This is a genomic window from Paenibacillus sp. TY11 (genome assembly GCF_059772165.1).
The window spans coordinates 198,932-225,286 of sequence record NZ_JCBAIQ010000010.1 but is presented as its reverse complement, the minus strand read 5'-3'; the positions used below and the strand labels follow the sequence as shown (position 1 = coordinate 225,286).

The window sequence follows — 26,355 nt, the reverse complement described above, 5'->3', positions numbered from 1 at the left end:
CTTGCGACCTACAACGTTTATCTTTAGATTTTTGGATATCTATGCAAAAAAAAGCCTCCAGCGTATTGCAAATATGCTGGGGGCTTCATATATTCGATTTGACTCTACTTCTATTCGCAGATCAAACGAAACCTTTTACCTGATGTGGTATGTAGGGCTTTTCAAGCTGTTCGATTTCGTCAGGCGTTAATTTGATTTCCAACGCAGCAACGGCATCTGTCAAATGATGCTCCTTTGTTGCTCCAATAATCGGAGCGGAGACCGGTTGTTTTTGCAGTACCCATGCTAAGGCCACTTGGGCACGGGAAACACCACGGTTTTCGGCAATTTCTTTCACAGCCTCAACGACCTTCCGATCTGTCGCTGCCGTTGCTTCATAAAGAGATTTGCCAAAGGTATCATTTTCGGAGCGTGTACTTGTAGTGTCCCAATCTCGGGTTAACCGACCTCGTGCCAGCGGACTCCATGGAATAACACCGATTTTCTCCTCAGTACAGAAAGGAAGCATCTCCCTTTCTTCTTCCCGATACAAGAGATTCAGGTAATTCTGCATGCTCACAAAACGGGTCCACCCATGACGCTCGGCGGTGTACAGTGCTTTTTGGAACTGCCATGTATACATGGAAGAAGCTCCGATATAACGTGCTTTGCCTGCTTTTACTACATCATGAAGAGCTTCCATCGTCTCCTCAATCGGCGTGTTATAATCCCAACGGTGAATCTGATACAAATCAATATAATCGGTGCCAAGACGACGTAGACTATGATCTATTTCGGTCATAATTGCTTTGCGTGATAAACCGCCAGCGTTCCGCCCCTCACGCATCGTCATATATACTTTGGTTGCAATCACCACGTCATCGCGATTTGCATACTCTTTTAGAGCCTTACCGACGATGACCTCGCTACTTCCTCCTTGGTAAGCATTGGCTGTGTCAAAAAAATTAATACCCAGATCGAGAGCCTTTTTAATAAAAGGGCGGCTTTGTTCTTCATTTAATGTCCACTTATGCACGCCACGCTCGGGATCGCCGTAACTCATACAGCCCAGAGCAATTCTGGATACATCCAGTCCTGTATTTCCAAGTTTCACATAATCCATGCTGCGGCCTCCTAATGGATATCATTTTATAATCTGGAATATCGGGGTGCCTCTTGAGGCAATTGAATCACTCCTTTAAGTGGATACTTACATCGTACAACATAAAGTTAACTTGAAGTCAAATCACCCATTAAGAAAAGCTTTTTCCCATAACCACATGATCATAATAAGCTATCTTTTGAATAATTTTCTCCAAATTGTGCTGCGTTTGGGCCATCTGTTCTTCTACCTTTTTCTTATGGGCTACGAGAAGATCTCTTCTCTCATGTATGGTGGCTTCACCTTTTACATTTAGCTCAAGGTATGCCTTAATTTCTTCAATTGTCATCCCCGTATCTTTCATAGCCATAAGGAACCTGATCCAATCGATTTGTTTTTCGGTATATACCCTTCTTCCACCTTCATCCCGACCGACATCAGGTAATATGCCCTCTTTTTCATAATAACGAAGGGTAGATGCGGGCAATCCGCTCTTGATTTGAACTTCTTTAATGGAGTACATGGTTGTTCCCCTCCTCGTTCTTTTACTTTCTTAAAGTCAGCTTTAACGATAAGTATAGGTTTTCATAGAAAAGAGTGCAAAAATTAAGATACCTGTATTGGTCTAACCAGGAAAGCTAGCTCTCCCCCTGTCCTTCCCCTCGCAATTTCCCAATATAACTTCTGACATCCTCCTCTGGACATGTGAAAGAGAAAAATATAAATTCAACGTTTCCTCCTAATAAGACAAACATATTATGGAAACTTCTTGTATACTTTTCAACAGTTTACTTAATATATGCGATTGCTCCTCTAAGCCTATTCTTTTTTATCCTCTTTATTTAGTATTATAAGGATATAAAAAAAGGAGGTTATCATTTGAAAAGTACAGGTATGACACGCCCCTTAGATGCGTTAGGCCGTATCGTCATTCCCAAAGAAATGCGAATTTCCATGGATTACAATGTGGGTGATCCTGTTGAGATTTTTGCAGATGAGGAAACTGGTATTCTCGCCTTTCGAAAATATACCGGAGTGACGTGTAAAATGTGTGGTTCAACAGAACAATTGACTTATTTTAGAGATAGTTTTATTTGCGGGGAATGTATTGAAAGTTTAAAGAAGGGGATAAATTTTAGTCCTATCCTAAGGCCATCCAAATCAGCTTTATCTAACGGACAACGGTCTATTAAAGAGTCCAAGCGTCTGCGGCGATCGACACAACAGATGATCGAAAGTCTAAAAGAATTAATGCAAAAACACCCTAATGCAGCACAGCACGAATATGCCAAAATACTTGAGGTTTCCCAAGCCCGTATATCCCAGCTCAAAAAAATGCTATAACTACAGCTTGCTACCCTACATAGGTATACATCAGTGATTTCATCATGTACAGCTACTTTTGAACCGTGATACGCAGCATCATAGCTAACCGACAAAATGCATGGACGTCCATGGCAAGAATTTCATACTAGGTATAAAGAACCACTGGATGACTTCCAAACGATTACGCCTATATCAAAAGGCTATGCTTAATTTATTGTTATTCCTTAATTTAAAAAATGACCTTCATTAATTAGAGAAGGTCATTTCATTTATTTATTCATTTTTCTGTAGTAAACCACCCTTGACCAAAAATAAACTGCACAACCTAGCGGTAAATGAAGCCCAAAAAGGTGAAAACACCTCTATATCATCCCTTCACCAAAAGCTATGGCAGCGGCCAAGCGTGGCGTATTATTTTGGAAAAAATGATGAATACAGGTCAGACCTGCCTATCACTAATTAGAATGCTTGTTTAACAGGGAGGGTATACGAATGCGTGTGCACTTTCCTTTAATTTTTCTCGATCTCTGCCGATATTGATAGAGTATGCGTATTCATATTCAATATACATAGGAGGTACGAATTTCATGAGGTTAAACAATGCATCTCTGCCAGTAGCTTTCAATCGCATCAGCAAACAAGGCAATTCAATCAATAATTCGACAGTTCAACAGCTCAACCAACAGATTGCTGCCCGTATGCAGCAGAATGCCCAGGCTGAAAAAAGTGAACGTACAGAGAAAATGCTGGATTTGAAGCAAATGAATAACAAAAGTGCACTAGATGATGGATTGACTCAAAGCGCTCTCATTGATCGGGGATTAGGGGTCGTACAAGGAATATATACTGCATTGCATCAAAGCCTGAAAAACTCGGTAGATCCTTGGCTGGATGAACTGGATAAGATTGACCAAAGTGACGCATCTTCAGAGTATAAGGAGCAAGCGAAGTCTGAAATCAAGGAACATCTTCAAGAAATGACGGATACGATTACAGGTTTATATGGGGGATTCTTAAAAGGAACTGCCAAAATGTATAACAAAGCCACCGATGGAGCATTTCAAGAGGTTATCCAGCCTAAAGATAGTACAACGCAGCAGACGGATGTCAATCTGTTGGATGTGAGTCCCCAAACATTAGGACTTGACCATATTACTGAAAGCGACGATATCCGAAGCCTATTTGCTAACGCATTGGCGAAGCTCGAAAATTATGGCTCCACTCTGTCCCAAGTCAGAAGTGAATTCCAAAAAGCAAACAACTTGGATCAACACACCCTTGAGGCCGTCACCAGCAAGGTGAAAAGCAAGGAGTTGGACGCGATGGATAACGTTGTCTCGTACAAGGGGCTTGTGGACCGTAAATCCTTCGATCAATTGTTTGCTCAGGCCATCGAGCTATCTAAATCTTCGGTAAGCATTCATACTCAAGGCATAGATATCACTATATAGGCCCTGTTAAATTACCAATTCAGTTTTACTGCACTATCAAACATATTTATTGCACATTCCAAAAGAAGAAGGCTTAATATTACAAGCCTTCTTCTCCTTAACCTATTTTCATTATGCTTTGCTGGCCATGTCTGCAATTTGGCGAAGCCACGTCTTGCGTGTATCCTCATCGGATTGGGGTACTGACTCGAAGAATATATGATACATGACATCAAGTCCACAATATTCAAATATTCCTTTGTCTGAGGTCAAGCGAAGTGCTTGATCCATGCCAATGCTGGCATATTCCGCATGTGATTTCCCTTGCGTATTGAGAATAATCGCTTTTTTCCCTTTTAGCAGTCCCATTTGCACCCCATTTACATATTTATAAGCAAATCCGTATGAGAATACGCGGTCAATATACCCTTTCATAATGGCTGGCATCCCCGTCCACCAAATAGGATAAATAAAAGTGATTACCTCTGCCCATTGCAAATACTCCTGCTCCCGTACAATATCTTCTCCAATTCCTCCAATGACCTCGCTGCTGCTGACCACAGGTTGAAAGTCGATAGCATATAGATCACGAACAACGACATCATGTCCTTTTTGCTTTAACCCCTCGACCGCCGTAGTCAAAATCGCATGATTAAAACTTCCCTGGGATGGATGTGCGTAAATAATAAGATGCTTCATTGTTTTTCCCTCCATTTATAAAAAAATAAGTGATTGATCAATTACTTAACTTTATACTACCCCAACCAACTGAATATGCATAAACCAATAATCCCAATAAAGATACCATCGATGAACTTGAGTTGAATCTTGCTCATGAATACCACCTCCTTTGCTTGTTAATCGAGTTAGTGATTGATCAATTACTAATGATTGACCTCAGTATAGTATATTCCTTTTTACTTTGCAAGTGCTTTTTGTTCAACTTTATATAAAAGATTATAAAAAGGTCTGATCCAATAGCAGTTACTATCGCGAAGAAGGGGAGAAAAAAGCCCGTCTGATGAGCAGACATACGCCAAGCGTATTTTCTATGTCCATCAGATAGGCTTTTGCATAATTACGTTTTTACGTCTTTTCACAGACAAAGTCACCTGCTGCCTTATGGTAAGAAACTACTTATCTTTTAATGACGACCAGCTTCGTTTCCAGCATTTCTTCCATGGCGTATTTTACACCTTCGCGTCCGGTGCCACTTTGCTTCACACCGCCATATGGCATATGGTCGACACGGAAGCTTGGAATGTCATTGATCATCACGCCCCCCACCTCAAGCTTGTCCGCTGCATCCAGCGCAGTCGTGATATTACGTGTGTAAATTCCCGCCTGTAAGCCATAAATCGAATCATTCACATGGTTTACAGCTTCATCTATAGAGCTAACAGAATGAATCAGCACAAGCGGGGCAAACACTTCGCGACAGGACACCTTGGAAGTCGGGTCCACATTGAGCAAAACGGTCGGCTCCAGAATACCTCCTTCGGCTTGCCCCCCCAGAGCGATCTTCGCACCCGCTTGAACCGCTTCCTCCAGCCATTCACGGACACGTCGGACATCCTTGGCTGAAATGAGCGCGGATACGTCCGTGTCCGGCTCTAGCGGATCTCCAATTTTTAGACGTTGAGTCGCTTCTATAAACCGGGATACAAAGGTATCATACAGTTCGTCAACAACGTAAATACGTTGAACCGAGATACATACCTGCCCCTGATTGGCAAAGGCTCCACTCACACAACGGTCGATGACCGCGTCTACATCCGTATCACGGTCGATAATAACGGCCGCGTTAGAACCCAGCTCCAGCGTGACACGCTTCAAGCCAGCCTTGGAGCGAATTTCTGTACCGACCGCCGGACTACCGGTAAAGGTGATATAGCTGACGCGCGGATCAGTAACAAGTACGTCGCCAATGGTTTTGCCGTCGCCGCTGATCACGTTAAGAGCGCCTGCAGGCAATCCGGCCTGCTCCAGCAGCTCCGCGATCAAGTAAGCCGAAAGCGGGGTCTGCTCGGCAGGCTTTAATACGACCGTATTGCCTGCTGCCAGCGCGGGACCAACTTTATGAGCGACCAGATTCATCGGGAAATTAAAGGGTGTGATGGCTCCGACCACACCAACCGGCTCCTTAAGCGTGTAGGCCATACGGCCTTCGCCGCCCGGTGCGGCATCCAACGGAATGGTTTCCCCGTGAATCCGCTTGGCTTCTTCGGCTGCGAACTTGTAGGTTTGCACCGTCCGGTCAACCTCCGCCAGCGCAGCCTTCCATGGTTTGGACGCTTCGCGTGCAATGATATGCGCTGCATCCTCACGCCGCTCTTCCAGCAGGCCAGCCAGCTTCTCCAAAATAGCTGACCGCTGGTGTGCTGGCATGGCCCGCATCTTCGAGCGTGCAGCAGAGGCTGCCTGAATAGCAGCCTTGGCATCCTCTGCTGTGGCCTCTGCCACCTCAGCAATGACTTCCCCGGAATACGGTGATTTTAATGTCGTATACAATGAAGCTGCTTTCCATTCACCATCAATAAATAAATGCTGCTGCATACTTATTTCCTCCTTCTCTCTATATTAACGTTCCTTGTACCATCTATTTTACCGTCAGCACCGGACAAGGTGCATGCTGAATCACATGATGGCTCACGCTGCCCAGTATCATTTCGGAAACCAGTCCTTTTCCCCGCGTGCCCATGATAATCAGATCCGCCTTCTCCTGCTTTGCACTTTCGCAAATAACACTCGCCGGATCACCATGACCCGCCAGCATACGGTAAGAGATGCCCTCATCCTTCAAATAGTCGGATGCAGGTTCCAAGATATGACGACCTTCCTCTTCGATCCGCTCATCCACATCAATCCCAACCGGAGGTTCATTCATGGTTAAAGCCGGATTTACATGCAATACGGTCAGATGCGGGTTCCCCTGAAGCTGCTTGGACAACGTTTTGGCTGTCTCCAACGCCTTCATAGCGTGTTCCGAACCATCAATCGCGACCAGAATATGTTTGTATTCGCTCATACTCTTTTCCTCCTCAGAAGTTCAATCTTAGTGTGCATCCACCTGAATATCCTGCATATGTCGACGACGTACGATCAGCACAGCTACACCAATCAGTACCATCAATGCCCCAAAATAAAACGGAGTTTCTGCTGTGTACCACTCTGACAGCTTCCCTGCAAGCCACGGCGAAATTGCTCCGCCCAAAAAACGCATGAAGCTGTAAGCCGCAGATGCTGTCGAGCGCTCCACTGGAGCAGCCTGCATAACAGCGGTTGTGATCAATGTATTGTTAATCCCCAGAAAAATACCAGCCACAATTACGGCGACAATTACAGTCGTTGGCGAACCTGCTATCGTCCCAATCGCCATAACACCTAAATCAATGGCAAACAGCGTCAGCATGATACTAATGGAAGATACCACGCTCAAGCGTGCTTGAATCTTCGGTGCCACAAACACCGAGGTAAAGGCCAGCATAATTCCCCAGCCAAAAAACACATAACCCAAACCATGCTCGTCTAAATGCATCACGTATGGAGAATACGCCATCAACGTAAAAAATCCAAAGTTATATAACAATGCTACAATGCCGAGCGTGAGCAAGGCCGGATAACTAAGCGCTTTAAACGGATCCGCAATGGATCCACGCTTTTTGGGCTTTGGAATCGAAGGCAGCATAAACGTAATGAACAAAAATCCCACAACCATCAGTCCGGCTACACCGAAAAACGGACCGCGCCAGGAGATGGAACCTAACTCACCACCAAGCAGCGGACCCACTGAAATCCCGAGGCCCAATGCAGCTTCATACAAAATAATCGCTTTAGCCGTTCCAGAAGTAGACAAACCTACAATCGCAGACAACGCTGTTGCGATAAACAGAGCGTTCCCCAAACCCCAGCCTGCCCGGTAGCCCACAATTCCGCCAACCGTATTGGCCGTGCCACCCAGTCCAGCAAACACAATAATAAACAAAATCCCGGTTAGTAGCGTCCATTTGACACCCAATCTACTAGATACGACGCCCGTAATTAGCATCGCAACGCCTGTCACCAGATTATAGCTGGTAAACAGCAATGACACTTGGCTTTTCGTAGCATGAAGCTGATCGGCAATGGCCGGAAGAATCGGATCGACCAATCCCAGACCCATAAATGAAATAACACAGGCAAAGGCGACCGCCCATACTGCTTTGGGCTGAGACAGCAAGCCTGATTGTTTTTTTAACTCATCAGGACCTTTTAACTCTTCAGGTAATGCATGTTGTGAACTCATAATATGATGTTACCCCCACATCTGAATGTAAATGTTCTTGTTATGACGGGTCGCTGCCAAGCTCCTCATCGAGCAGAGCCTTCCGTTCACGAACCCTGATCCGCAACTCCTCCAGCTCAGTCTGGAGCATACGGATACTGTTGATTTTTCCCTCCATCATCTCCAATTGTTCGTTCAGCGTACCTTCCATATCCTCCAACATGGCCCGTCGCTCGTTCGGTTGCAAATGCTCCGTTCGCTCACGATATTCCTCCCGCTGACCCTTGAGCATTTCCGCTGCGGACATGTAACGCTGAAGCTCTTGCAAGGAGAAACCAAGCACTTCCTTGGCACTCACTATTTTTTTTAGTAAATCCACATCCTCCTGCGTATACAGCCGCATATTTCCTTCACTGCGCTGCGGAGAGGGCAATAAACCGATTTCCTCATAATAACGAATGGTTCGCTTGGTTAAACCGCTTTGCTTGGCGACCTCATCAATTTTATACGTAACCATGACACCCACCTTATGAAAAAGATTATATATAAATATTACGCCTATATAACGTTAACGTCAACGTTAACTTCCGCACAAAAAGAAACCGCCTCTGTTGGAGACGGTTCCTGTTTTTGCATGTCATAGATCCGAAACATCGGTGCTCAAATCCATGATTATAGCTTTAGATGAAAATGGTACGTGTGATGATAACCAGCAAAATGAAGAGTACCAGAATAACACCCGTGGAAGTCCACATGCCGTAGCCGCCACCGCCACAGCCTCTTTCTACTTCACCCATCTCAAATTCCTCCTCCCTCTGTCGATTACAACAAATCGCCCGAAATCAAATTCTTGAGCTACGAATTAGATAACGAATGCTTTGGAAATAATAACGAGCAGAATGAAAAGTACCAGAATCGCTCCTGTAGATGTAAAAGCTCCATAACCAGCGCCTACTCCAGACATGCTGATTCCTCCCTTCATGGTTTACAAAAGCATCTTATGCTTATGCCGCCATCCATGATAGGGACAAATGCCGCGCCTACCGCCCAAATGTAGGTTTGGTTTCGTGCAGTTCCATTATTCTTCGGGCGCCAGCATACCGTGATACAGCAGGTTTCGTACCTGCTTGGCAAGTACAGACGGACTTTCGCGTCCAGGCAGCAATTTAGTTAACGTCAGCCGTTCAATTAAGCCGATCATGCATTCTGCTGTCAGTTCAGGGTCCAGTTCCTCACGACAGAAACCCCATCGTTGCGCCGCCAGCAGATACTTTTTGATGTGCTCGGCCATTTCCGCCTTAATGCGCACCGAGTCTGCCGCCTGGTAAAATCCGACACGAGTGATCGCCGGATTATTAGACAACATGCGAAAAATAGCTTCCAGAAACACTTGTCCCCTTTTCAAAATTTCAGCTTCGCTTTGATCCGGGCCTACCTTCATGCCTTGTACCGTCTCATTCACCAAAGTACGGAAGGTCTCAACAAGCTCCTCATACATCTGTTCCTTGCTTTCAAAATGAATATAAAAATCCGGCTGCGTCAATCCTGCACGTGCCGCAATCGAACTTACCTTTGTCTGATAAAACCCCGTCTGAGCGAACTCTTCAGCCCCTGCTTCCAGTAACAACCGTCGACTTTCCCGACTTCTGACTCCTGCTCTTATCACGGTCTTGCCCCCTTACGCCACAAATCTATCGTATTATAAAGTTCCTTTGCAGTAAGAACAATGGGCTTGAGGATGATATATACCTGTCCTTCAAAAGTCCTAATACAGAAGAACTGAAAGTTTTGGAAAATCAAGGGCAACTTCCTTCAAGGTATAATTAACCAATTAGACGATGAGCGAGCAGGAATTATTACGTCGAATTCAAATATTTATACTTGAGGATTTTGCAAAAATCCAATAAGCGACTTCCAATGAACAAGATATAGATCGAAATGGTGTAGTTCGTCTATATATTGCACTTCGGAGCGACTGAAATCGAATTTTGCAAAATCCTGACTTTCGATATATATCAGTGATGAGGACAATATTTGCGCATCATCTCAATCGTTGTCAGATCATCATCCAGCCCCCGTTTTTGCAAGCCGGCGATAATCTGCTGACGTTCCTGGCCTTTGACATTTTGACCGAATTTAAATTTGGCAGTCCATTCATCCGGTACAATTTTGATCAGAGCGACCCCTTTCAAACGTGAAGCATATCGAGAATCGCTGGCATCGATCGTATCATACCCGCCTTCCGGTTGCAGCTTACTCATAAAAATGGAAAATGCCGATGCTTTTTCTTCCAGATCCACTACATGCTCCGCATGACCACGCACGGTAATACTTTTAAAAAATGAAGTCGCCGGACATGCCATATGTTCATCCGTAAAATAAGACGGAATCAGTGCATACTCTTTGGCGGCGGAAAATGTGACCCGGTTGTCATCCTTCATCCGTTCCATCTTTTCTCCAGCGCGGCTGCCATGAATATAAAAAACGCCATTTCCATAAGCGAAATTCAAGGGGACCACACGCGGAAAACCATCCTCGCTATTCATGCCTAAAAATCCGAAACTGACCTCGCTCAGAAATTGTTCTATTTCCTCTTCTTCTGCCACCGTAAATTCTTTTCTTCTCATGGGTAACTCTCCTTCCATCTATTGACCAACGATACATTTCAGATTATGTTGAAAATGGATTAATAAAAAGATCCAATATGAACGAAAATGAGTGGTCCAATAGAAGGAGAAGGGTATGGATATTACGATTGCTTATCAGCGTGCCATTCAAAAATATCATCTTAAATATTTAGCATTATATCATGCCCTCCGGGACGGGATTCTCAACGGTTCCCTTGCTGGCGGTACGCGCCTGCCTTCCAGTCGTGATCTGGCTGTAATGTATGGAATTTCAAGAGGGAGTGTTAAAGAAGCATACGATATGCTATTGGCAGAAGGATATGTAGATTCGGTAGTAGGCAAAGGAACCTTTGTTATGGAACAGACTGCGATGCTGCCAGGCGAATCTCCAATCGACCAGCAGAACCAAAATCCACCTTTTGCAAAGCAAAAAGCCCCTGCTCTGTCAGCATGGGGACAACGAATAATGCAGATCGAAAGGGGACGAGACTTACAGTCGTCTCCTGCTTCTGCTACGGATAGAGACGGTACGCAACAGGCTTTGATTTCTTTTCAAGCAGGAGAAGTAGTATTGGAAGGCAGCTCACAGATCGCATGGAAAAGTGCAATGGCTGCCGCAGGCAAAGACCTGCAGAAACCTTCGGCTGACTCGACGACTGCATCAGTGAGCGGTGATGAATGGCTGCGTGAAGCGATTTGCCATCATGTTGGCAGAACACGCGGGATTACGGCCCACCCGGACCAAGTCGTATTATGCAGTGGTTCCATGGAAGTGATTACCCTGTTATGCCAGTTGCTTATTGATGAACAGGATCAAATCATATTGGAAAATCCCTGTTATTCCGGCATTTACCGTGCGGTTACGGCCTCGGGCGGACAGATTCAGGCTGCTGAACTGGATCAGCAAGGAATTGTCCCACAGGATTGGGATTCCAAACTGCTGTTTGTTACACCGGGACGACAGTTTCCAACCGGTGCTGTGTTGCCATTAGCACGTCGTCAACATATTTTGCAATGGGCGATATCCAAAGGTGCGTGGATCATCGAAGATGATTATGACAGTGAATTCCGCTGGGAAGGGCGACCCATTGAACCGTTGAAAGCACTGGATCGCGCGGATTGTGTTATCTATGTTGGTTCCTTTTCCAAAAGCATGTTCAGCAGTCTTCGACTCGGGTTTGCGATCCTGCCTGTTGAACTGGCCCAAGCGTTGACAGCTGCCAAACGACTATACGATCCCCTGCCGCCTGCCCGTTTGGAACAACGCGCACTGGCACGTTTTATGATGCGCGGCGACTTCGTTCGCCATTTGCGGCGGATGACTCGAATATACAGATCACGCTACGACGTGTTCCAGCGTGAAATACAGCAGTTGAGTGAACTGTTTCACTGGCATCAGAACGATTGCGGACTACACGCCTATGCCATCTGGAAGCATGAGTCTGCCCAATATCATCATTTGATGCAGACAGCACGATTTTACGGAGTCACATGGCGTGATGCCGTTGATTACCAACTGACCCCAGGTCCTCCATCTGCCTGCTTTATCTTTGCCCATTTAACAGAGCAGCAAATTATTGAAGGGTTTAACCGTCTGCGCCATGCTTGGGATAGTATTAAAAATCAGTGAGGGACCCCCTTATTTAATCACTAGCCCCAACAGTCCCACAAATGATGAAGCCTGATGCGGTGAGATGATGCAGCCATTCAAGTCTTCTATATCCACCTGTAACCCATCAAATTCACAATCGCTCAGATCAATCCCCTTGAGTTTGGACCCCGATAGCATCGCCTGATCCAGATTGCAACGGGCAAAAGAGGTTTTTTGTAGTGTTAAATGATAAAGATCGGCACTTACCAAAGAACAATCCTCCAAACCCACTTGCTTGAAATTAGCAAAACGGAATATCGAATAATCTCCTAAGCAATTCAGAAAACGAACGTTTTGGAGCCTGCTTCTGGAAAAATCCGTTCCGAGCAATTTACAATTCCTGAACTCTACCCGATGGATAAAGGAACCGGAAAAATTAACATTAGACAGATCGCATTTATCAAAAATGACGTCTGTCCATTCACTTTCCGGCAATGACGATTCCATGATGGTTACATTTTTAAAGGTCATCTTATCCAATGAAACCTTAACCGCTTCCACATTGTCCATAATGATATCCTCTACGGACCCCATACTATATTCGTCTTTGGAACGTAAGGAGTACATTTCTTCGTTTAATACGGGTAAGTCCGCAGGAATCTTCGGTAACTCCATTTTAATTTTCATAATACCTCATCTCTTGAGCACGAATACCGACATACGATAAACCAAACTTTATAGCTGCTTTTTGTATGTAGTAGGCATGGTTACTCATAGCGTATATTTTCAGATAAAGTGTATAATTTCCCCCAATTAATGATTTGAAGCGCATCATTGACCCGTGAGAGGATTTGTTGTTCCTCCCATTTCTTAATGATTCGATTTAAATGCCTTTTTGTTGTACCGATTAATGAAGCAACCTCATTCAAATTTGATGTCAATAGATATTCTTTTGTAAAAGCATTTGAATAAATGGTACATAAATAAGCTGCAAACCGTGCTTCAACTGATGCTAGAGCGTTCACTCTGGAGGAAATCGTACATGTCTGTAGCTTGTATGCCAATTCTTTTAGTAATAGTCTGGAGAATGCGCCGTCATGTTGCAAATGCATTTCATAAACGGACAACGGAATAAAGATAAACGAGCATTCTGTAGCCGCAATACAATCCGATTGGATGTCGCAATTTTGCAGTATTTCGATATCTCCTAAAATCGATAAAGGATGGCAGTATCGCAGTAACAGCTCTTTTCCAGTAACCTCTTTGGTGGTTACATAATATCTCCCCTCGACTAATAAGTAGAGTCCTGCAATCTCATCACCTGCTTGAAGAATTGTTGCTTGAGGAGAAATTGTGAGCCATTTGCATAATGACAGTATAGACAAAGGTATCGGGATTTGGAAATGTTCGCAAGCTTTTTGAATATTCATCTATTACCTCCGGGACATCTGTCCTTCTCATTTTACCAAAAGTCTCTTATATGTATAAATAGAGGTGAATCAAATGAACTTTGTTTTTGATTTGGATGGAACCATTTGTTTTAAAGGCCAACCGCTAGATGAGCAAGTTTGTCACGCTTTAGATGAATGTATAAAGCAAGGACATGAAGTCATCTTTGCATCCGCAAGACCGATTCGCGATTTATTACCTATTTTACCAAAGGAATATCACCATTTTCGTATGGTTGGTGGTAATGGAGCATTCACTTATGCAGATCAACAAATAGGCGTCACTTATTTTTCAAAAGAAATTCAGGCACAGTTAGTTGAAATCACACAGGCACACAACTTGCGATACTTGGCTGATAGTGATTGGAATTATAGCTATACGGGGGATGAACATCATTCCATTTACCGAAATATCGATCCCTTAAAAAAGGCCAGCAATAAGCAACTAAATCAATTAAACGGCATTTCAAAGATGGTTATGTTTTCTCCAACAGATGAAGTAAAGGATTTATTACAATTGATGAACGTGTCTTTATTTGAACACCATACAGAAGTATTGATTGATATTAGCCCGCCAGGTATTGATAAAGCAAAAGGATTAAATCAATTGGGTATTACTGAATATGTTGCTTTTGGAAACGATACGAACGATAGAGTTTTATTTGAACAAGCGATTTACAGTGTTTGTGTGGGTAATCATCCGGTTTCAATATATGCTAATGAAACTGTTACACCTGCAAATGCTGCTAGCAGAATTCAAGAATTAGCATATCAATATGGATAATGTTGAATAGAAGCATATATGAATCTATTTCCTACCAATCTCCACTCATAGGGTAGCAAAAGCATTTCTCTTACATATATTAACGTTGTGAGAGTACGCTCACGAACCTTTTTAAGGAGGTTGATAGAATGGCAGTACAGCTATCTAATCAAGTATTCTCCATCTCGGTAGGAGATTACGGCGATATCTCTTCCTTACGCATAGTAGGAGACACATTCAATACGAATTATGTCATGAACGGCTCGAACGCACCTAATCAAAATACGTCGGATCATCAGTGGCTGGGTGAGCTTATGTTCACATATCGTCTTGGTAACGGGACGTGGACGCGGGCATGGACAAGCAATTCTGCTGATGTCCGTAAGATCATCTCTTCTGGCAACAGTGTTCAGGTATCCTATCAAAATTCTTCGAATTCTCAGGGAATACGTAATTTCACTTTACATGAAACCTATTCGTTGGTTAACGACTATTTACATTGGCAAATGAAAGTAACGAATACCTCTAATCAAACGCTGGAAATCGGAGATTGGGGGCTGCCGCTTCCTTTCAACGAATTTTGGTCCGGCGGCAATAACGAACAAATCTATGAAACCAGGGTACTCTCCCACTCCTTTGTAGGGAATAACAGTTCCTTTATTACCGCTGGACGCCCTAGCGGCATCGGGCCGTATTTATTACTTATCCCTGATGGCTCTACAGGCGCGGGTCTCGAATATCAGGACCATTGGAGAATCGAAGAGCATCCCGGCAGCACATGGGCTATGGAGCAAGGCGGCTGGTCCGAAGGACTGAATGTGTTCTATATCCACTCCAATGTCATCAAGAGCACCAACCGTGGCTATCTTTCCAACACCAGTCTGTCGCTGGCCCCTGGCGAAAGCAAAACGTATGCCTTTAAATTTTTCAAGGTAGCGGACGAGCAGGCCGTGAAGGACAGGTTGTACAGCGAGGGACATGTGGATGTGACCGTGGTTCCGGGTATGATTTTCCCGACGAATCTCAAGGCTAAATTCGATTTGCATACCAGCAAATCCATTACCTCTGTCACAGCGCAATATCCGTCTGAAACGACCATCAGCTATCTGGAAACAGCCCCTACAAATCATAAAATATATGAACTTACACTGGGACGACTGGGACACAACAATATTACTGTGAACTACGGTAACGGCGAAAAAACCGTTCTCCAGTTCTATGCCGTCGAGCCAGTCGACGCTGCACTTCAGCGCCACTCTACCTTTATGGTCAACAGCACCCAATGGAACGTGCCGGGCGACCTGCGGGACAAGGTGTTTGATGACTGGATGATGCAATATAAGGCCAAACGCAACAGCTTTGCTGGCTACTGGGGCTGGGGTGACGATTGGGGATTAACTCACGGTCAGTTTCTAGCGGAGAAAAACGTTCAGAAGCCCGTGGCATCTGAGATCAAGGCAGTCGATGATTATCTGGAGGTGGCCATTTGGACGAATCTGATGGAAGGCCATCATACCGATTATCTGGTTCCTGATTTCCTGATGCCGCAACCTAATACGACACCAACGTACCGGGGCTATGCCTATCCGCATATTTACAATACGTTTTTTAGCATGTATAAACTTGCCAAGCTGTATCCCAACCTGATCAGCTATCGCAATAGCAAAAACACATATTTGCTACGTGCTTACCGTATTTTCAAAGCGCTGTATGAAGGCCCTGTTGCTTATAACTGGAACACGGGACTCATGGGTGAGCTAACCACACCGGATATTATTAAAGCGCTTCAGGAAGAAGGCTTGACCACCGAGGCCAACGACCTGATTGCCAAAATGGCTACCAAGTACAACAATTTCAAAAACACCACCTATCCCTATGGCTCTGAGTATAACTATGACAATACAGGCGAAGAAGCGGTATATACACTCGCCAAAATGAACAACAACACGACGATGATGAGCAAAATCAACGCCAAAACGCGCGCTGCACGCGGTCATATGCCTGTCTGGTACTATTACGCCGATCCGGTCACAATCACCGGAGAGAATTGGTGGAACTTCCAGTACACCACCTCACTGGCGGGCTATGCGATGGATGACTGGACACGCCGGCATTCGTCCAAGCCCGAAGTGGACCAACGCCTGTCCTATGCCGCCAAGCTGGCGAACATCGGGGCGATTAACTCGGGACAGATCAGCTCTGATCCTGCCAATATCGGTGCGGTATCGTGGACGTATCAGGCGGGCAAGGGCAATTATGGGGCTCTTGGTCTGGATGGTGGTCCCCTCTTTAACGGATGGCGTGGCATGTCTGGCGAAGCCGATCTGGGGCTGTTTGGAGCGATTAAAGTGCTAAGCTCGGATGTTGCTGTCGATCCGATATTCGGCTTGTTCGGTTATGGCTGTGACGTTACAGAAAGCAGTAACAGCTACACAATCACTCCAAAGGACGGGGTATTCCAACGTCTGCATCTGATCACCCAAAGGCTGAGTCTGGAGCTGAACCGGGACCAATATAGCTTGGCCATCGTGTCCAAGTCCAAGAACAACATCCGCCTGACGTTAAAAAATACAACACCGGGCACGGCTCATACCACCGTTCTGAGCTTGACCGGACTCGCGGCAGGTACGTATGACGTGCTCGTAGACGGCACAAAAACCGGCTCAGTCACGGCTGTTAACAGCTCTGAGACCAAGGTCAGACTGAATATCGGTACGGCAGCCAACTACGATATCCGTATTCAGTCGAGTACAGGCAATCCGGCTCCCGCCGGAGACATTGTAGCCCGTTATGAATTTAACGAAACGGCCGGATCTACCGCAGCCGATTCGTCAGGTTATGGACAGCAGGCCAGTGTAAGTGGAGGCTTGTGGGGAGCCGGACGGAAAGGCAACGCCCTGCACTTTAACGGTACAGACGCCTATGTCAGCCTGCCCGGTGGTATATTTAGCAGCTTAAATGACTTTACAATTGCAGCTTGGGTACGGGTGAACACGCATAACGGTTGGGCCCGTCTGTTTGATTTTGGAGCAGGCACGGATCGGTATATGTTTTTGACACCCAAGGCCGAGGGGACAGGTATGCGCTTTGCCATCACCGTCTCGGGGAACGGAGTGGAACAGCAGTTGAACGCTCCGGAACTGGCAACAGGGGTCTGGAAGCATGTTGCCGTGACTCTGTCAGGCAATACGGGAATTATGTATGTGGACGGTGTAGAGGCGACGCGTAACACGAACATGACGCTGAAGCCTTCCAGCCTTGGGCTGACAGATCGGAACTATATTGGAAAATCCCAGTTTGATGATCCCTATCTGAACGGTGCGGTGGATGAGCTGATCATTTACAACAGGGCTCTGACTGCTCAGGAAATACGGGGCTTGGCCACAGCAAGCAGCACCATTACAGCCCATGATATGGGAGCCCGTTCATATGCTGAAGGAGCAGATTAGAATGTATTTATGCATTCATTTCATGCCGTTAACGTTTTAGATTGTGAATGATTTGTGTCTTAAATGATTGATATCGTGAATGATTTGTATCGTGAATCATTCTTGCTATATAAGCTGGACTCAAAAGTTACCTTGCTGCCACTGCGCAGACGGACGGTGCTTCCCATCGCCTCCGTCCCCGGATTTCTTGAATTAAATCTGTAATCAGGGGAAAAATCCGGGGAGATGATGCTTCCGAAGCGAGCCTTCCTATGGAAAGCTTGTAAAGCGACCGCTTCACCGGGATGATCAGCGGCGGCTTTTCCATCTGCAAGGCGTTTAGCTCCGTCTAATGCGTGTCGTTCTGGGTCTTAAGCGAGCCAGTTCCTCACTGGTGAGTTGCCTAGTATAAGAACGAGGGGAAGATCCTGTATCTATCCTGAGCACCCTGCCTGCCCCGTTGGGGCGGGCTACACGTGTGTTGAATACCTGCATGGACCACTGTACCGGAAAGGCTATGGATAAGCGACCATCTGCCGTGCCTGCATAGTTGACCGCAGCTGCATAATTATCTGACTGTCTGAGCCAGACAGAGCCGGAATCTCCGGGAAGTGATACAGGAGTGGTACCTCTAATAACAGTCTGATCTTCGAAGGTCAGCAGGCCCAGGCTTCCGCCATAATTAATTTGCAGGTCCGTATAGACGGACTCCACTGTTCCATTGACCCGCCCGGTCGTACGCCCTACCTTCTTAAATCTTTCTCCTACACGGTAAGCAGTCACATGGCCCGGAACCCCTCCTACGGTGGCGTAACGCGGACTGAGCAAGCTGTTGCTGGTCGGCAGGGAAAGCGCCGCATCAATCAGGTTCGTTCCGGTTGGATTCAAGCGCACATAACGATACAGCCGTCCTATACGATCCTGGGTAGCCGTTCCCCCATCGGCTCCGCCTGGCTGAATTGTAGCCTCCCGATTGTCTGTATTGGAGGGATTGAGGACATGGTTATTGCTAAAAACATAACGTGTAGCCGGCGCTCCAGTTGGGGCAACGATGAGTCCGGTTGTACCGGAGCCTTCAATCGTCCCGACACTGTAGCCGGCGATGACCGGGCGTATGCGCGCCCTGTAGTTTGTAGCATTGGCTCTGATCTTTCCGGTTTTTACAATCCGGACAGGAACGTTCGTTTTCTTTCCTAATGCGGTGGCCGATAGGAGTCCGGTAGAGGCCGACACGAGACGGTCTGTGTACACAATGACTGCGGCTCCCTTTTTGGGATGAGCAGGGTCCTTGTATCCTACGCCAATGCCGTGGACACCGGATAATTTTAGCACTCGCTTGGCCATCCGCTTTTTCACTTGAAGCGCGGCCGAGAAGGTAGCCAACATAATCATCTCCTTTTACATTCAGATGAAATATTGTATGGCTGAAGGCGCTTCGCGTTCCATTTGATCTTACGATCGCTGTATTGAAAGGCATATGAAAGCATTCCAAAAAATGGTATACTCATTTCCGAAATTGACATCTTATCATTGGATTCTGATGTTTAAGGAGGTACTTTATGTTTTCCAATCATGTTGACATACAGCATACAAGCAATTGTAATTTTACTGATTATCTTTGAATTGTTAAGAAAAAACAGAAAAAAAATAGGTTGGGGATCACTTTCACTGCTTTTATCTCTTCTTGGTATGGCTGTTTCTTTCGAATTTGGCAATTACATATTGGGAGACCAGTTGCTTTCCTTTTTAGGATTGCCCGCCTGGTCTAACAGTGTTGATAATACTAGGTTTCACTACACCATTTTTCTATCCAGTATTTTTTTTATTCCCAGTTTAATCATTGGATATAAAAATCCCAAAGAGTTTGGAGCTACAATCGGAAAACGGATTTCTAGTATATATCTATTTTTGATCATCATTTCGCTTTTATTTTTAATTATCAGCATTTTGCATAATTGATTTCCAACGCTCGTAAGTACAATATATAGACGAACTAAAGCGTTTCGATCTATATATTACTGATTTGAAAACGCTCTTGGGATTTATGCAAAATGCTCATTATAAGTAATTTCTCAAAGTAACGTTGGATGTGCAGTCGTTCCAAAACAAAAGCCTTCCTTGTTTATAGGAAGGCTTTGATATTTATGTTATGAGGGCGATGGGAAGTACCATCTGACTGCCCGCCGTCTCCAGTTATCCCTTAACCGCTCCCTCCGCGATGCCCTCCATGATGAATTTCTGAAAGAATGCATAGATCAGGATAACCGGGATGGAGGTCAGCACGAGTGCAGCCAAAATAAGCGACCAATCCTTGTTGTACTCTCCAAACAGCATATTGGTCGAGAGAATCAGGGTGTAATGGTTCACATCCGTCAGCATCAACAGTGGAAGCAAAAAGTCATTCCAAATCCACAGAAAATCCAAAATCGCGATGGTAACTGTGATCGGCAGCAGCAAAGGAAATATAATGCGAAAGAACGTTTGGAACTCATTACAGCCGTCCATTTGCGCGGATTCTTCCAGCTCACGCGGGATGGATTTGACGAATCCATGATACAAAAAGATCGCCATATTCACACCCAAGCCGATATAGATCAGGGCCAAGCCGTACGTACTGCCTTGAACGGACAAATCTTTCGCCATTCGTGTAAGCGGTATCATAATAGAGTGAAACGGTACCAGCATCGATGCGACAAACAGGAAGAAAATCGCACTGCTCAGTTTCCCCTGTGTACGAGACAGCTTGTAGCCTGCCAGTGCCGAACAGATCACAATACCACCAATACCGATAAAAGAAATAATCGTGGAATTAAGAGCGCTGTTCAGCAAATGAGTCTGATGAAAAGCCTGACTGTAATTTTCAAAGTGAAGCTTCGTCGGCAGCGCCGTAAAGGATGCAAACATCTCACCCTGTGTTTTAAACGAGTTAATTACCGCCATGTAGATTGGGAAGAAGGACACGACAGCGCCCACGCACAGAATCAGCGTAATCAGCAAGGAATTGGCTTTCTTCAGCCTCATGCCTCCACCTCCCTCTTCTTCATGACACGCAGCTGAATCAGGGTGAAAATGAGAACGATTGCGAACAAAATAACGGATTTGGCGCTCGCATAACCATAACGGAAGTTGTTGGAGAACGCCTCCTCATAAATATTCATCGTAATCACCTGTGTACTGCGCCCCGGCCCCCCGCCAGTCAGTCCGTATACGACCTCATACACCTTGAAGGCACCATTCAGCGTCAGGAAGAAACAGATCGTAATCGCATGGGTAATCATCGGCAGCGTTACGCTTCGCAATGTCTGAAATGCGTTCGCTCCGTCAATAATAGCAGCCTCCTTCAAGCTTTGTGGCACACCCTGAAGGGCAGCCAGATAAATGATCATCATATAGCCCACACCATTCCAGAGCGACACAATAATGATAGAGAAGAAAGATACTTTCGGATCGCCCAGCCACGATTGGCCCAAAAAGGCGATAGCCGTCTTTTCGGCGATCTGTGGCAGCACGGAGGAAAAAACGAATGTCCACATAAATGCGCTAATAATGGTACTGATCATATTGGGCATGAAAAATATCGTCCGGAAAAATCCTTTGGTACGTGTACGCGACTCAATCAACACTGCTAGAGCCAGTGCCAGTACATTTTGCAGCACAATCATGACCAATACGTATTTAAGGGTAAACCAAAGGGAATTGAGAAAATCGGGGTCTTCCTTCAACGATTCCACAAAGTTCCCCAAGCCGATAAAGCTGTAATTGGGATTCAATCCGTTCCAGTCTGTAAAGCTGTAGTACATGCCGCTGATCGTTGGAATGAGCAGGAAGATGGCGTAAAAGATCAGCGCCGGGGCTGTAAACGCCAGTAGCATGACGTATTTTTTATAGATTTTAAAAGGCATGGAGTCTCTCCCTCCTGGTGTAATTCTATAGGTTACCGTTACTTGTTCACTTTGTTATACGATTTCCATGCCTTATCCAGCGCCTTAATGACATCATCCTGCGTGAGTTGGCCTGCATAGTAAGATTGTAGCGATTTGCCTGCCTCGTCCTTGACCGCTTGCGGGATAGATGGATCTTGGTACGACTTACCTGCTTTCACATATTCGGTAGCGTCATTAACCCAAGGATAGCTTTTAAACGTATGCACTTTGGAGATCGGGTTAAATTTCAATGCTTCATAGAACGCGCTGGAATCCTTGTCATCCAGCACATAGTTAACAAAATCGAGCGCAACCTCCTTATTCTTGCTTGTAGAGGATACAGCCAGCGAAGTCGAGGTGGACAGATTGATCAATGTCGCATTCGGATCGTCATTGATCGGCAGCGGTGCTACCCCAAAATCCATCTTCGGATCAGATTTTAAAATCGTTTCCGCAAACCACGGTCCCTGAATCCACATCGCCGCTTTACCCGAAGCAAACGCTGCCGATCCATCATCCCCGCCGATTTCCAGTGCCTTGTCTGTACCGTTGCTGTTCACCAGATCAATAATATCGAACATGCTCTTCATTTCGGAAAAAGAGCCTTTGTCCTGATTCATCCGTTCGATAAAATCTTTATTCTGTGTGTTCATCATCGCACCTGCTGTCAGAGGCACGAACAGCTGTGGAATCCAGGATTCCTTGTAGGACAACAGGAACGGTTTCACATTATTCGCTTTCAGCTTCTCAACCACAGCCTTCATTTCGGTCAACGTTCCCGGCGGCTTCAAATCCAAATCCTTAAATATCTTTTTATTGTACAAGTAGCCCCATGAGATCGTTTCCAAAGGAACCGCTACGACCTTGCCGTCTTTGGTTGTCACCGAAGGCTTCACACTATCCATTAATTTGCTGACAAAAGGCTGACTGGACAAATCCTCCAAATATCCCGCTTTGTAAAAGGGTGGAATTTCATTCACCGCGTGCAATGCGAATACGTCCGGCGCATCGTTGGATGCGAGTCTTGTCTTCAAAATTTGTGGGGCGTTGTCAGCAGGCGGCATCTCCAGTTGAACCGTAACGTCGATATTTTTATCTTTCTTCTCTTTCGATACGAACGCATTAATGTATTTATCGTAGTGCTCCTTCAAACGGGGCTGAGCAATAAACATTTTCAGATTCACCGTTTTGCCGTCTCCACCGGAACCGCTGCTGTCACTGCCTGAAGAATTCGCTCCACACCCGGCCAATAACGAGCCAACCAGCATCGTGCTCAATACACCTTTCCACATTTTCATGAAAAATGACCTCCCCTATTTTGAAAATAACGGTTACCTACTGGCTATCAGTTAGGATTTCATGCAGCTATGCTGTCGGTCCTCAACCTCTAATCATGCTATCTGAGGGTGAGCTGCATAGAGGCTAAATCCTCTGTAGCGCATATTTTGTATACGCTTTCATTATAGGGTGGGAGGTCACTTCTGCCATTGGACACCCTTAGCTTATTGAATTGGATTTTTTTAAACTACGGTTGTTATCTCTTTATATTAATGCTCCTTCCTCATTTCACCGGGTGCCATGCCAAAATGCTTTTTAAATACCCGATAGAAATAAGACACATCCTCATATCCTGCCATCTCCGCAACTGCTTTAATTGAAATCTGTTTATTGGCCAGCCATTCCCGCGCCTTTTCCATTCTTCGCTCTACGATGTAGTCTGTTACATTTTGACCATACTCCTGCTTAAATACCTTGCTCATATACTCTTTGCTCACAAAAAAGTTTTTTGCCAACTGCTCCAGTGTAATCGGCCCAGCAAAGTGACTGTCGATATACCGCCGTACCTCCTCCAAATTCAGCTTGTTTTTGTATTTCCGCTGCCGGATGAGCTGATCCAGTTCCTGACCATAGCATGCCGATACGAATTCCAGCGCTTGGTCTGCAGAAGATAGTGCATCCGGCGACAGCGGAAATCCAGCCTTTGCCGTAGAAGTATCCAGCCCGTTATCCGCTGCCAGCTCTTTAAGCAGGGAAAGAAGCTCCTGCACCAGCCTGCCTAGTATATGTGGACTTGGTGCTCCATAACTCTCCAGCTCCTGCACAACCTGCCTGCATGTTATGTTCACCCCGTCACGGTTCAGCTCATTAAAATAAAGACGCAGCAGTTGCTTATACCGGGTTAACTTGTGAAAAAACTCATAATCCAGCTCCGTTGCTTCTTGCTGCTGTTCAGCCGCCTTGACCTCCAGATCGTTTTTGCATTTGAGCAGCACCGCATTCAGCTCAGCAGGATTGACAGGCTTTAGCAAATAATCGACGGCCTTGTAACGGATGGCATGTTTGGCATACGCAAAATCGTCATAACCGCTCACGACAATGATTTTCACATCAGGACAATGGTTATTCAACGCTTGCAGCAGCTCCACTCCGTCCGCACCCGGCATGCGCATGTCAGTAATCACAATATGCGGAGCTAACTCCCCGACCAGCCTGAACGCCTCGTCTCCGTCCTCAGCCTCACCCACCACCAACATTCCAAGTTTTTCCCATGTGCCAAATGTCTTTAGAATATCGCGGTTCCACGGCTCATCGTCCACAATTAATACCCTGATCATACTTTTCCCTCCTCTGCTGAGGTGAATGGAATGCGGATGGTGACACGTGTACCGACTCCCTGCTCACTATCTATCGTCACTCCGTAATGCACTCCAAAATTCATTTGTATGCGTGAAGACACATTGCTTAATCCGATATGACTACCCTGCGCCCAGATCGGTTCCTCCGATACTTTTTCCAGCTTTGCCTGTACTTTTTCCAGCTTGTCCGGGGCCATGCCGCTACCATTATCATAAACCGTAATACACACATCTTCTTTCACAATCTCCACCCGAATTCCCATTCGCCATGCCCCCGCCTTGCGATCAAAACCGTGCTGAAACGCGTTTTCCAACAATGGCTGAAGCGATAACTTGGGCAGACGAATATCCATCGCCTGTTCTTCCGTCTCCACCTGAAACACCAATCTTTGCGGAAATCGCCGTTGCTGGATGCGCATATAGTGCCCCACATGGTCGAGCTCTGCGCGTAAAGAGGCCATATCCTGAGGTTCCCGCACCACGTAACGGAACATCTCACTCAACGACCGGATTACTTCATAGGTGTCCTCCGGCTTTTGGGAAAATACCATACTTCCGATCATTTGCAAAGTATTTTGCAGAAAATGCGGATGGATCTGCGCTTGGAGCGCTTTCAATTCAGCCGTCTTTTTTTGCAAATTTATACTGTATTCCGTCTGGATATGCTCGCGGATTCGGCCTGCCATCCCATGCAGACTTCTTTCCAGCAACCCAATCTCATCCGGGCGTGTACTTGGCTCTCCGATCGGCCCCTTGATCATATCCAGCTCCTGTACCGAACGCGCCAAATGAACAATCGGACGTGCGGTCCGCCATGCGATGAAAACGGCAATGCAGATGGAAACAAGGATAGAAATCACGCCTACGATAATGCCATACAGCATGGTTGAAAAGGCGCTGTGGTTAATGGAGGAAGTGGGTACGATTTTGACCAGCCTCAGCCCAACCACATCCAGATCATTATAGAACACATAATGTTCAGCCGTTTGAATCATGCCGGGGCCCGCCTTAACGTCACGAAGAGCTGTCAGCACACTTGCAGGAGGAGGCGACTGACGAGCCTGAGCTGGATACATAACCCTGCCATCCGCATCTGTAATAAGCACCTGATGCTGATCCCCTCGTCCCAGCAGGCCCAGCGTCTGATCGAATTGCGACCACAATACATCCAATGAAATAGCCCCTGTCTGCTTCTGGTCTTCAAAACGCCGAATACTGCGCGTCAGTGTAAAGCGTTCCGGGTCAGCAGGGCTTGGGCGAATCGAATAATCCTTATTCGCTTGCCACATCTCGGCATACTGCGGGGGAATACCGTTCACCGTCGTAATTTCATTTTGCATACTATTGAAGGTAAACAGGGTTTGCGATTGCTTCAAATAAAGCTGAATACCGATCACATGACTCCCGGCCGAATAATACACATTCGCCAGCGTATTCAGCATTTTTCGCTGGGCATTAAATTGGCTTGAAAGGTTGTCAGGCTCGCGCTCATTCAAATAATCGCTCAGATCAGGGCTGATCTGAATGCTGTAAATCAGATGATTCAGACGATCTAACTGGTCACTGATATAGATCCCCGTCCAATTCATATTGGACATGTTCGTCTCTACCACTTCGGTTTCCATAGATGCTCTGCTTTTCTCCGCAGCCAGCACCGTGACGGCAATGACCGGCAGCACAGATAGAACAATCATCGTCAAGATCAGCTTGAGTTGAATGCTGCGTCGATACGGGGCCGTTAACGCCCGGAACCAGCGGACTGCTCGGGTTGGCATAGCGATGCACTCCTCTATTCAGCCATATGCGAAAACGCCCCGCTATTCGCAGGGGCGCTTCAA

At 45.8% G+C, this 26,355-nt stretch carries 24 protein-coding genes; 6 read left to right on the top strand and 18 right to left on the bottom strand.

The annotated features are described in order from the left end of the window. Positions 1-121: 121 nt before the first annotated feature. Positions 122-1,102: an aldo/keto reductase gene (locus tag AC6EJC_RS13865; RefSeq protein WP_444954457.1), complete on the bottom strand. Its 981-nt coding sequence runs from the start codon at positions 1,100-1,102 to the stop codon at positions 122-124. 130 nt (positions 1,103-1,232) lie between these two features. Next, on the bottom strand, positions 1,233-1,604 hold the full coding sequence (locus tag AC6EJC_RS13860) for a MerR family transcriptional regulator (protein ID WP_444954456.1): 372 nt from the start codon (positions 1,602-1,604) through the stop codon (positions 1,233-1,235). 356 nt (positions 1,605-1,960) lie between these two features. On the opposite strand from AC6EJC_RS13860, the gene AC6EJC_RS13855 reads away from it, so the two are divergent. Then, positions 1,961-2,425 (top strand): AbrB/MazE/SpoVT family DNA-binding domain-containing protein, encoded by a 465-nt coding sequence (locus tag AC6EJC_RS13855; protein ID WP_444954455.1) that lies wholly within the window; start codon positions 1,961-1,963, stop codon positions 2,423-2,425. A 569-nt stretch (positions 2,426-2,994) separates the two neighbouring features. After that, a complete protein-coding gene (locus tag AC6EJC_RS13850; RefSeq protein WP_444954454.1) occupies positions 2,995-3,858 on the top strand; it encodes a hypothetical protein in 864 nt (287 codons plus the stop codon). A 111-nt stretch (positions 3,859-3,969) separates the two neighbouring features. Here AC6EJC_RS13850 and AC6EJC_RS13845 read toward each other — a convergent pair whose 3' ends face one another. The 8 genes from AC6EJC_RS13845 to AC6EJC_RS13810 form a co-directional block, all read right to left on the bottom strand. Beyond that, entirely contained in the window at positions 3,970-4,536 is a 567-nt protein-coding gene (locus tag AC6EJC_RS13845; protein WP_444954453.1) for an NAD(P)H-dependent oxidoreductase, read from the bottom strand. Between the two features lie 438 nt (positions 4,537-4,974). After that, positions 4,975-6,393 carry an aldehyde dehydrogenase family protein gene (locus AC6EJC_RS13840; protein WP_444954452.1) on the bottom strand — a complete coding sequence of 473 codons (1,419 nt, stop codon included), beginning with the start codon at positions 6,391-6,393 and terminating at the stop codon, positions 4,975-4,977. A gap of 43 nt (positions 6,394-6,436) precedes the next feature. After that, positions 6,437-6,865, bottom strand: a complete 429-nt coding sequence (locus AC6EJC_RS13835) for a universal stress protein (protein ID WP_444954451.1) — start codon at positions 6,863-6,865, stop codon at positions 6,437-6,439. 27 nt (positions 6,866-6,892) lie between these two features. Continuing rightward, entirely contained in the window at positions 6,893-8,122 is a 1,230-nt protein-coding gene (locus tag AC6EJC_RS13830) for an MFS transporter (RefSeq protein WP_444954450.1), read from the bottom strand. Between the two features lie 40 nt (positions 8,123-8,162). Further along, the gene (locus AC6EJC_RS13825) at positions 8,163-8,618 is read right to left on the bottom strand and encodes a MerR family transcriptional regulator (RefSeq protein WP_444954449.1); all 456 of its coding nucleotides are present in this window, start codon (positions 8,616-8,618) and stop codon (positions 8,163-8,165) included. 345 nt (positions 8,619-8,963) lie between these two features. Then, positions 8,964-9,065, bottom strand: coding sequence for a hypothetical protein (locus AC6EJC_RS13820; protein ID WP_014599460.1), 102 nt, complete (start codon positions 9,063-9,065; stop codon positions 8,964-8,966). 114 nt (positions 9,066-9,179) lie between these two features. Then, positions 9,180-9,764, bottom strand: a complete 585-nt coding sequence (locus AC6EJC_RS13815) for a TetR/AcrR family transcriptional regulator (RefSeq protein ID WP_444954478.1) — start codon at positions 9,762-9,764, stop codon at positions 9,180-9,182. Between the two features lie 352 nt (positions 9,765-10,116). Next, entirely contained in the window at positions 10,117-10,728 is a 612-nt protein-coding gene (locus tag AC6EJC_RS13810; RefSeq protein ID WP_444954448.1) for a pyridoxamine 5'-phosphate oxidase family protein, read from the bottom strand. Positions 10,729-10,843: 115 nt separating this feature from the next. Here AC6EJC_RS13810 and pdxR point away from each other — a divergent pair, with 115 nt between their 5' ends. Next, positions 10,844-12,358, top strand: coding sequence for a MocR-like pyridoxine biosynthesis transcription factor PdxR (pdxR, locus tag AC6EJC_RS13805; RefSeq protein WP_444954447.1), 1,515 nt, complete (start codon positions 10,844-10,846; stop codon positions 12,356-12,358). 9 nt (positions 12,359-12,367) lie between these two features. Here the strand turns inward: pdxR and AC6EJC_RS13800 are convergent, their stop codons facing one another. Further along, positions 12,368-13,006, bottom strand: coding sequence for a pentapeptide repeat-containing protein (locus tag AC6EJC_RS13800; protein ID WP_444954446.1), 639 nt, complete (start codon positions 13,004-13,006; stop codon positions 12,368-12,370). Positions 13,007-13,086: 80 nt separating this feature from the next. Next, on the bottom strand, positions 13,087-13,749 hold the full coding sequence (locus AC6EJC_RS13795; protein WP_444954445.1) for a Crp/Fnr family transcriptional regulator: 663 nt from the start codon (positions 13,747-13,749) through the stop codon (positions 13,087-13,089). Between the two features lie 73 nt (positions 13,750-13,822). Here AC6EJC_RS13795 and AC6EJC_RS13790 point away from each other — a divergent pair, with 73 nt between their 5' ends. Both AC6EJC_RS13790 and AC6EJC_RS13785 read left to right on the top strand, forming a co-directional pair. Next, on the top strand, positions 13,823-14,551 hold the full coding sequence (locus AC6EJC_RS13790; protein ID WP_444954444.1) for an HAD-IIB family hydrolase: 729 nt from the start codon (positions 13,823-13,825) through the stop codon (positions 14,549-14,551). Between the two features lie 128 nt (positions 14,552-14,679). Beyond that, the gene (locus AC6EJC_RS13785) at positions 14,680-17,979 is read left to right on the top strand and encodes a DUF5695 domain-containing protein (RefSeq protein WP_444954443.1); all 3,300 of its coding nucleotides are present in this window, start codon (positions 14,680-14,682) and stop codon (positions 17,977-17,979) included. A gap of 318 nt (positions 17,980-18,297) precedes the next feature. Here the strand turns inward: AC6EJC_RS13785 and AC6EJC_RS13780 are convergent, their stop codons facing one another. Next, positions 18,298-19,344: a hypothetical protein gene (locus AC6EJC_RS13780; RefSeq protein ID WP_444954442.1), complete on the bottom strand. Its 1,047-nt coding sequence runs from the start codon at positions 19,342-19,344 to the stop codon at positions 18,298-18,300. A 186-nt stretch (positions 19,345-19,530) separates the two neighbouring features. Between AC6EJC_RS13780 and AC6EJC_RS13775 the strand changes: the two genes are divergently transcribed. Beyond that, complete coding sequence (locus AC6EJC_RS13775; protein ID WP_444954441.1) at positions 19,531-19,917, top strand: hypothetical protein; 387 nt, start codon at positions 19,531-19,533, stop codon at positions 19,915-19,917. A 234-nt stretch (positions 19,918-20,151) separates the two neighbouring features. On the opposite strand, the gene AC6EJC_RS13770 is transcribed toward AC6EJC_RS13775, so the two are convergent. The 5 genes from AC6EJC_RS13770 to AC6EJC_RS13750 all read right to left on the bottom strand — a co-directional run bounded on the left by AC6EJC_RS13770 (position 20,152) and on the right by AC6EJC_RS13750 (position 26,292). Beyond that, a complete protein-coding gene (locus AC6EJC_RS13770; RefSeq protein WP_013308681.1) occupies positions 20,152-20,979 on the bottom strand; it encodes a carbohydrate ABC transporter permease in 828 nt (275 codons plus the stop codon). After that, positions 20,976-21,860 carry a carbohydrate ABC transporter permease gene (locus tag AC6EJC_RS13765; protein ID WP_444954440.1) on the bottom strand — a complete coding sequence of 295 codons (885 nt, stop codon included), beginning with the start codon at positions 21,858-21,860 and terminating at the stop codon, positions 20,976-20,978. The genes AC6EJC_RS13770 and AC6EJC_RS13765 overlap by 4 nt, the downstream gene beginning before the upstream one ends. A 38-nt stretch (positions 21,861-21,898) precedes the next feature. Continuing rightward, on the bottom strand, positions 21,899-23,179 hold the full coding sequence (locus AC6EJC_RS13760) for an ABC transporter substrate-binding protein (protein ID WP_444954439.1): 1,281 nt from the start codon (positions 23,177-23,179) through the stop codon (positions 21,899-21,901). A gap of 249 nt (positions 23,180-23,428) precedes the next feature. Continuing rightward, complete coding sequence (locus tag AC6EJC_RS13755) at positions 23,429-24,496, bottom strand: response regulator transcription factor (RefSeq protein WP_444954438.1); 1,068 nt, start codon at positions 24,494-24,496, stop codon at positions 23,429-23,431. Further along, complete coding sequence (locus tag AC6EJC_RS13750; RefSeq protein WP_444954437.1) at positions 24,493-26,292, bottom strand: sensor histidine kinase; 1,800 nt, start codon at positions 26,290-26,292, stop codon at positions 24,493-24,495. Before AC6EJC_RS13750 ends, AC6EJC_RS13755 begins: the two co-directional genes overlap by 4 nt. Positions 26,293-26,355 lie beyond the last annotated feature (63 nt).

Coding starts and splice junctions, on each gene's coding strand:
- pdxR (WP_444954447.1), top strand. CDS start 10,844: ATGGATATTACGATTGCTTATCAGCGTGCCATTCAAAAATATCATCTT.
- AC6EJC_RS13795 (WP_444954445.1), bottom strand. CDS start 13,749: ATGAATATTCAAAAAGCTTGCGAACATTTCCAAATCCCGATACCTTTG.
- AC6EJC_RS13840 (WP_444954452.1), bottom strand. CDS start 6,393: ATGCAGCAGCATTTATTTATTGATGGTGAATGGAAAGCAGCTTCATTG.
- AC6EJC_RS13760 (WP_444954439.1), bottom strand. CDS start 23,179: ATGAAAATGTGGAAAGGTGTATTGAGCACGATGCTGGTTGGCTCGTTA.
- AC6EJC_RS13790 (WP_444954444.1), top strand. CDS start 13,823: ATGAACTTTGTTTTTGATTTGGATGGAACCATTTGTTTTAAAGGCCAA.
- AC6EJC_RS13800 (WP_444954446.1), bottom strand. CDS start 13,006: ATGAAAATTAAAATGGAGTTACCGAAGATTCCTGCGGACTTACCCGTA.
- AC6EJC_RS13785 (WP_444954443.1), top strand. CDS start 14,680: ATGGCAGTACAGCTATCTAATCAAGTATTCTCCATCTCGGTAGGAGAT.
- AC6EJC_RS13775 (WP_444954441.1), top strand. CDS start 19,531: ATGTTGACATACAGCATACAAGCAATTGTAATTTTACTGATTATCTTT.
- AC6EJC_RS13845 (WP_444954453.1), bottom strand. CDS start 4,536: ATGAAGCATCTTATTATTTACGCACATCCATCCCAGGGAAGTTTTAAT.
- AC6EJC_RS13865 (WP_444954457.1), bottom strand. CDS start 1,102: ATGGATTATGTGAAACTTGGAAATACAGGACTGGATGTATCCAGAATT.
- AC6EJC_RS13825 (WP_444954449.1), bottom strand. CDS start 8,618: ATGGTTACGTATAAAATTGATGAGGTCGCCAAGCAAAGCGGTTTAACC.
- AC6EJC_RS13750 (WP_444954437.1), bottom strand. CDS start 26,292: ATGCCAACCCGAGCAGTCCGCTGGTTCCGGGCGTTAACGGCCCCGTAT.
- AC6EJC_RS13770 (WP_013308681.1), bottom strand. CDS start 20,979: ATGAGGCTGAAGAAAGCCAATTCCTTGCTGATTACGCTGATTCTGTGC.
- AC6EJC_RS13850 (WP_444954454.1), top strand. CDS start 2,995: ATGAGGTTAAACAATGCATCTCTGCCAGTAGCTTTCAATCGCATCAGC.
- AC6EJC_RS13765 (WP_444954440.1), bottom strand. CDS start 21,860: ATGCCTTTTAAAATCTATAAAAAATACGTCATGCTACTGGCGTTTACA.
- AC6EJC_RS13755 (WP_444954438.1), bottom strand. CDS start 24,496: ATGATCAGGGTATTAATTGTGGACGATGAGCCGTGGAACCGCGATATT.
- AC6EJC_RS13835 (WP_444954451.1), bottom strand. CDS start 6,865: ATGAGCGAATACAAACATATTCTGGTCGCGATTGATGGTTCGGAACAC.
- AC6EJC_RS13860 (WP_444954456.1), bottom strand. CDS start 1,604: ATGTACTCCATTAAAGAAGTTCAAATCAAGAGCGGATTGCCCGCATCT.
- AC6EJC_RS13780 (WP_444954442.1), bottom strand. CDS start 19,344: ATGTTGGCTACCTTCTCGGCCGCGCTTCAAGTGAAAAAGCGGATGGCC.
- AC6EJC_RS13830 (WP_444954450.1), bottom strand. CDS start 8,122: ATGAGTTCACAACATGCATTACCTGAAGAGTTAAAAGGTCCTGATGAG.
- AC6EJC_RS13820 (WP_014599460.1), bottom strand. CDS start 9,065: ATGTCTGGAGTAGGCGCTGGTTATGGAGCTTTTACATCTACAGGAGCG.
- AC6EJC_RS13810 (WP_444954448.1), bottom strand. CDS start 10,728: ATGAGAAGAAAAGAATTTACGGTGGCAGAAGAAGAGGAAATAGAACAA.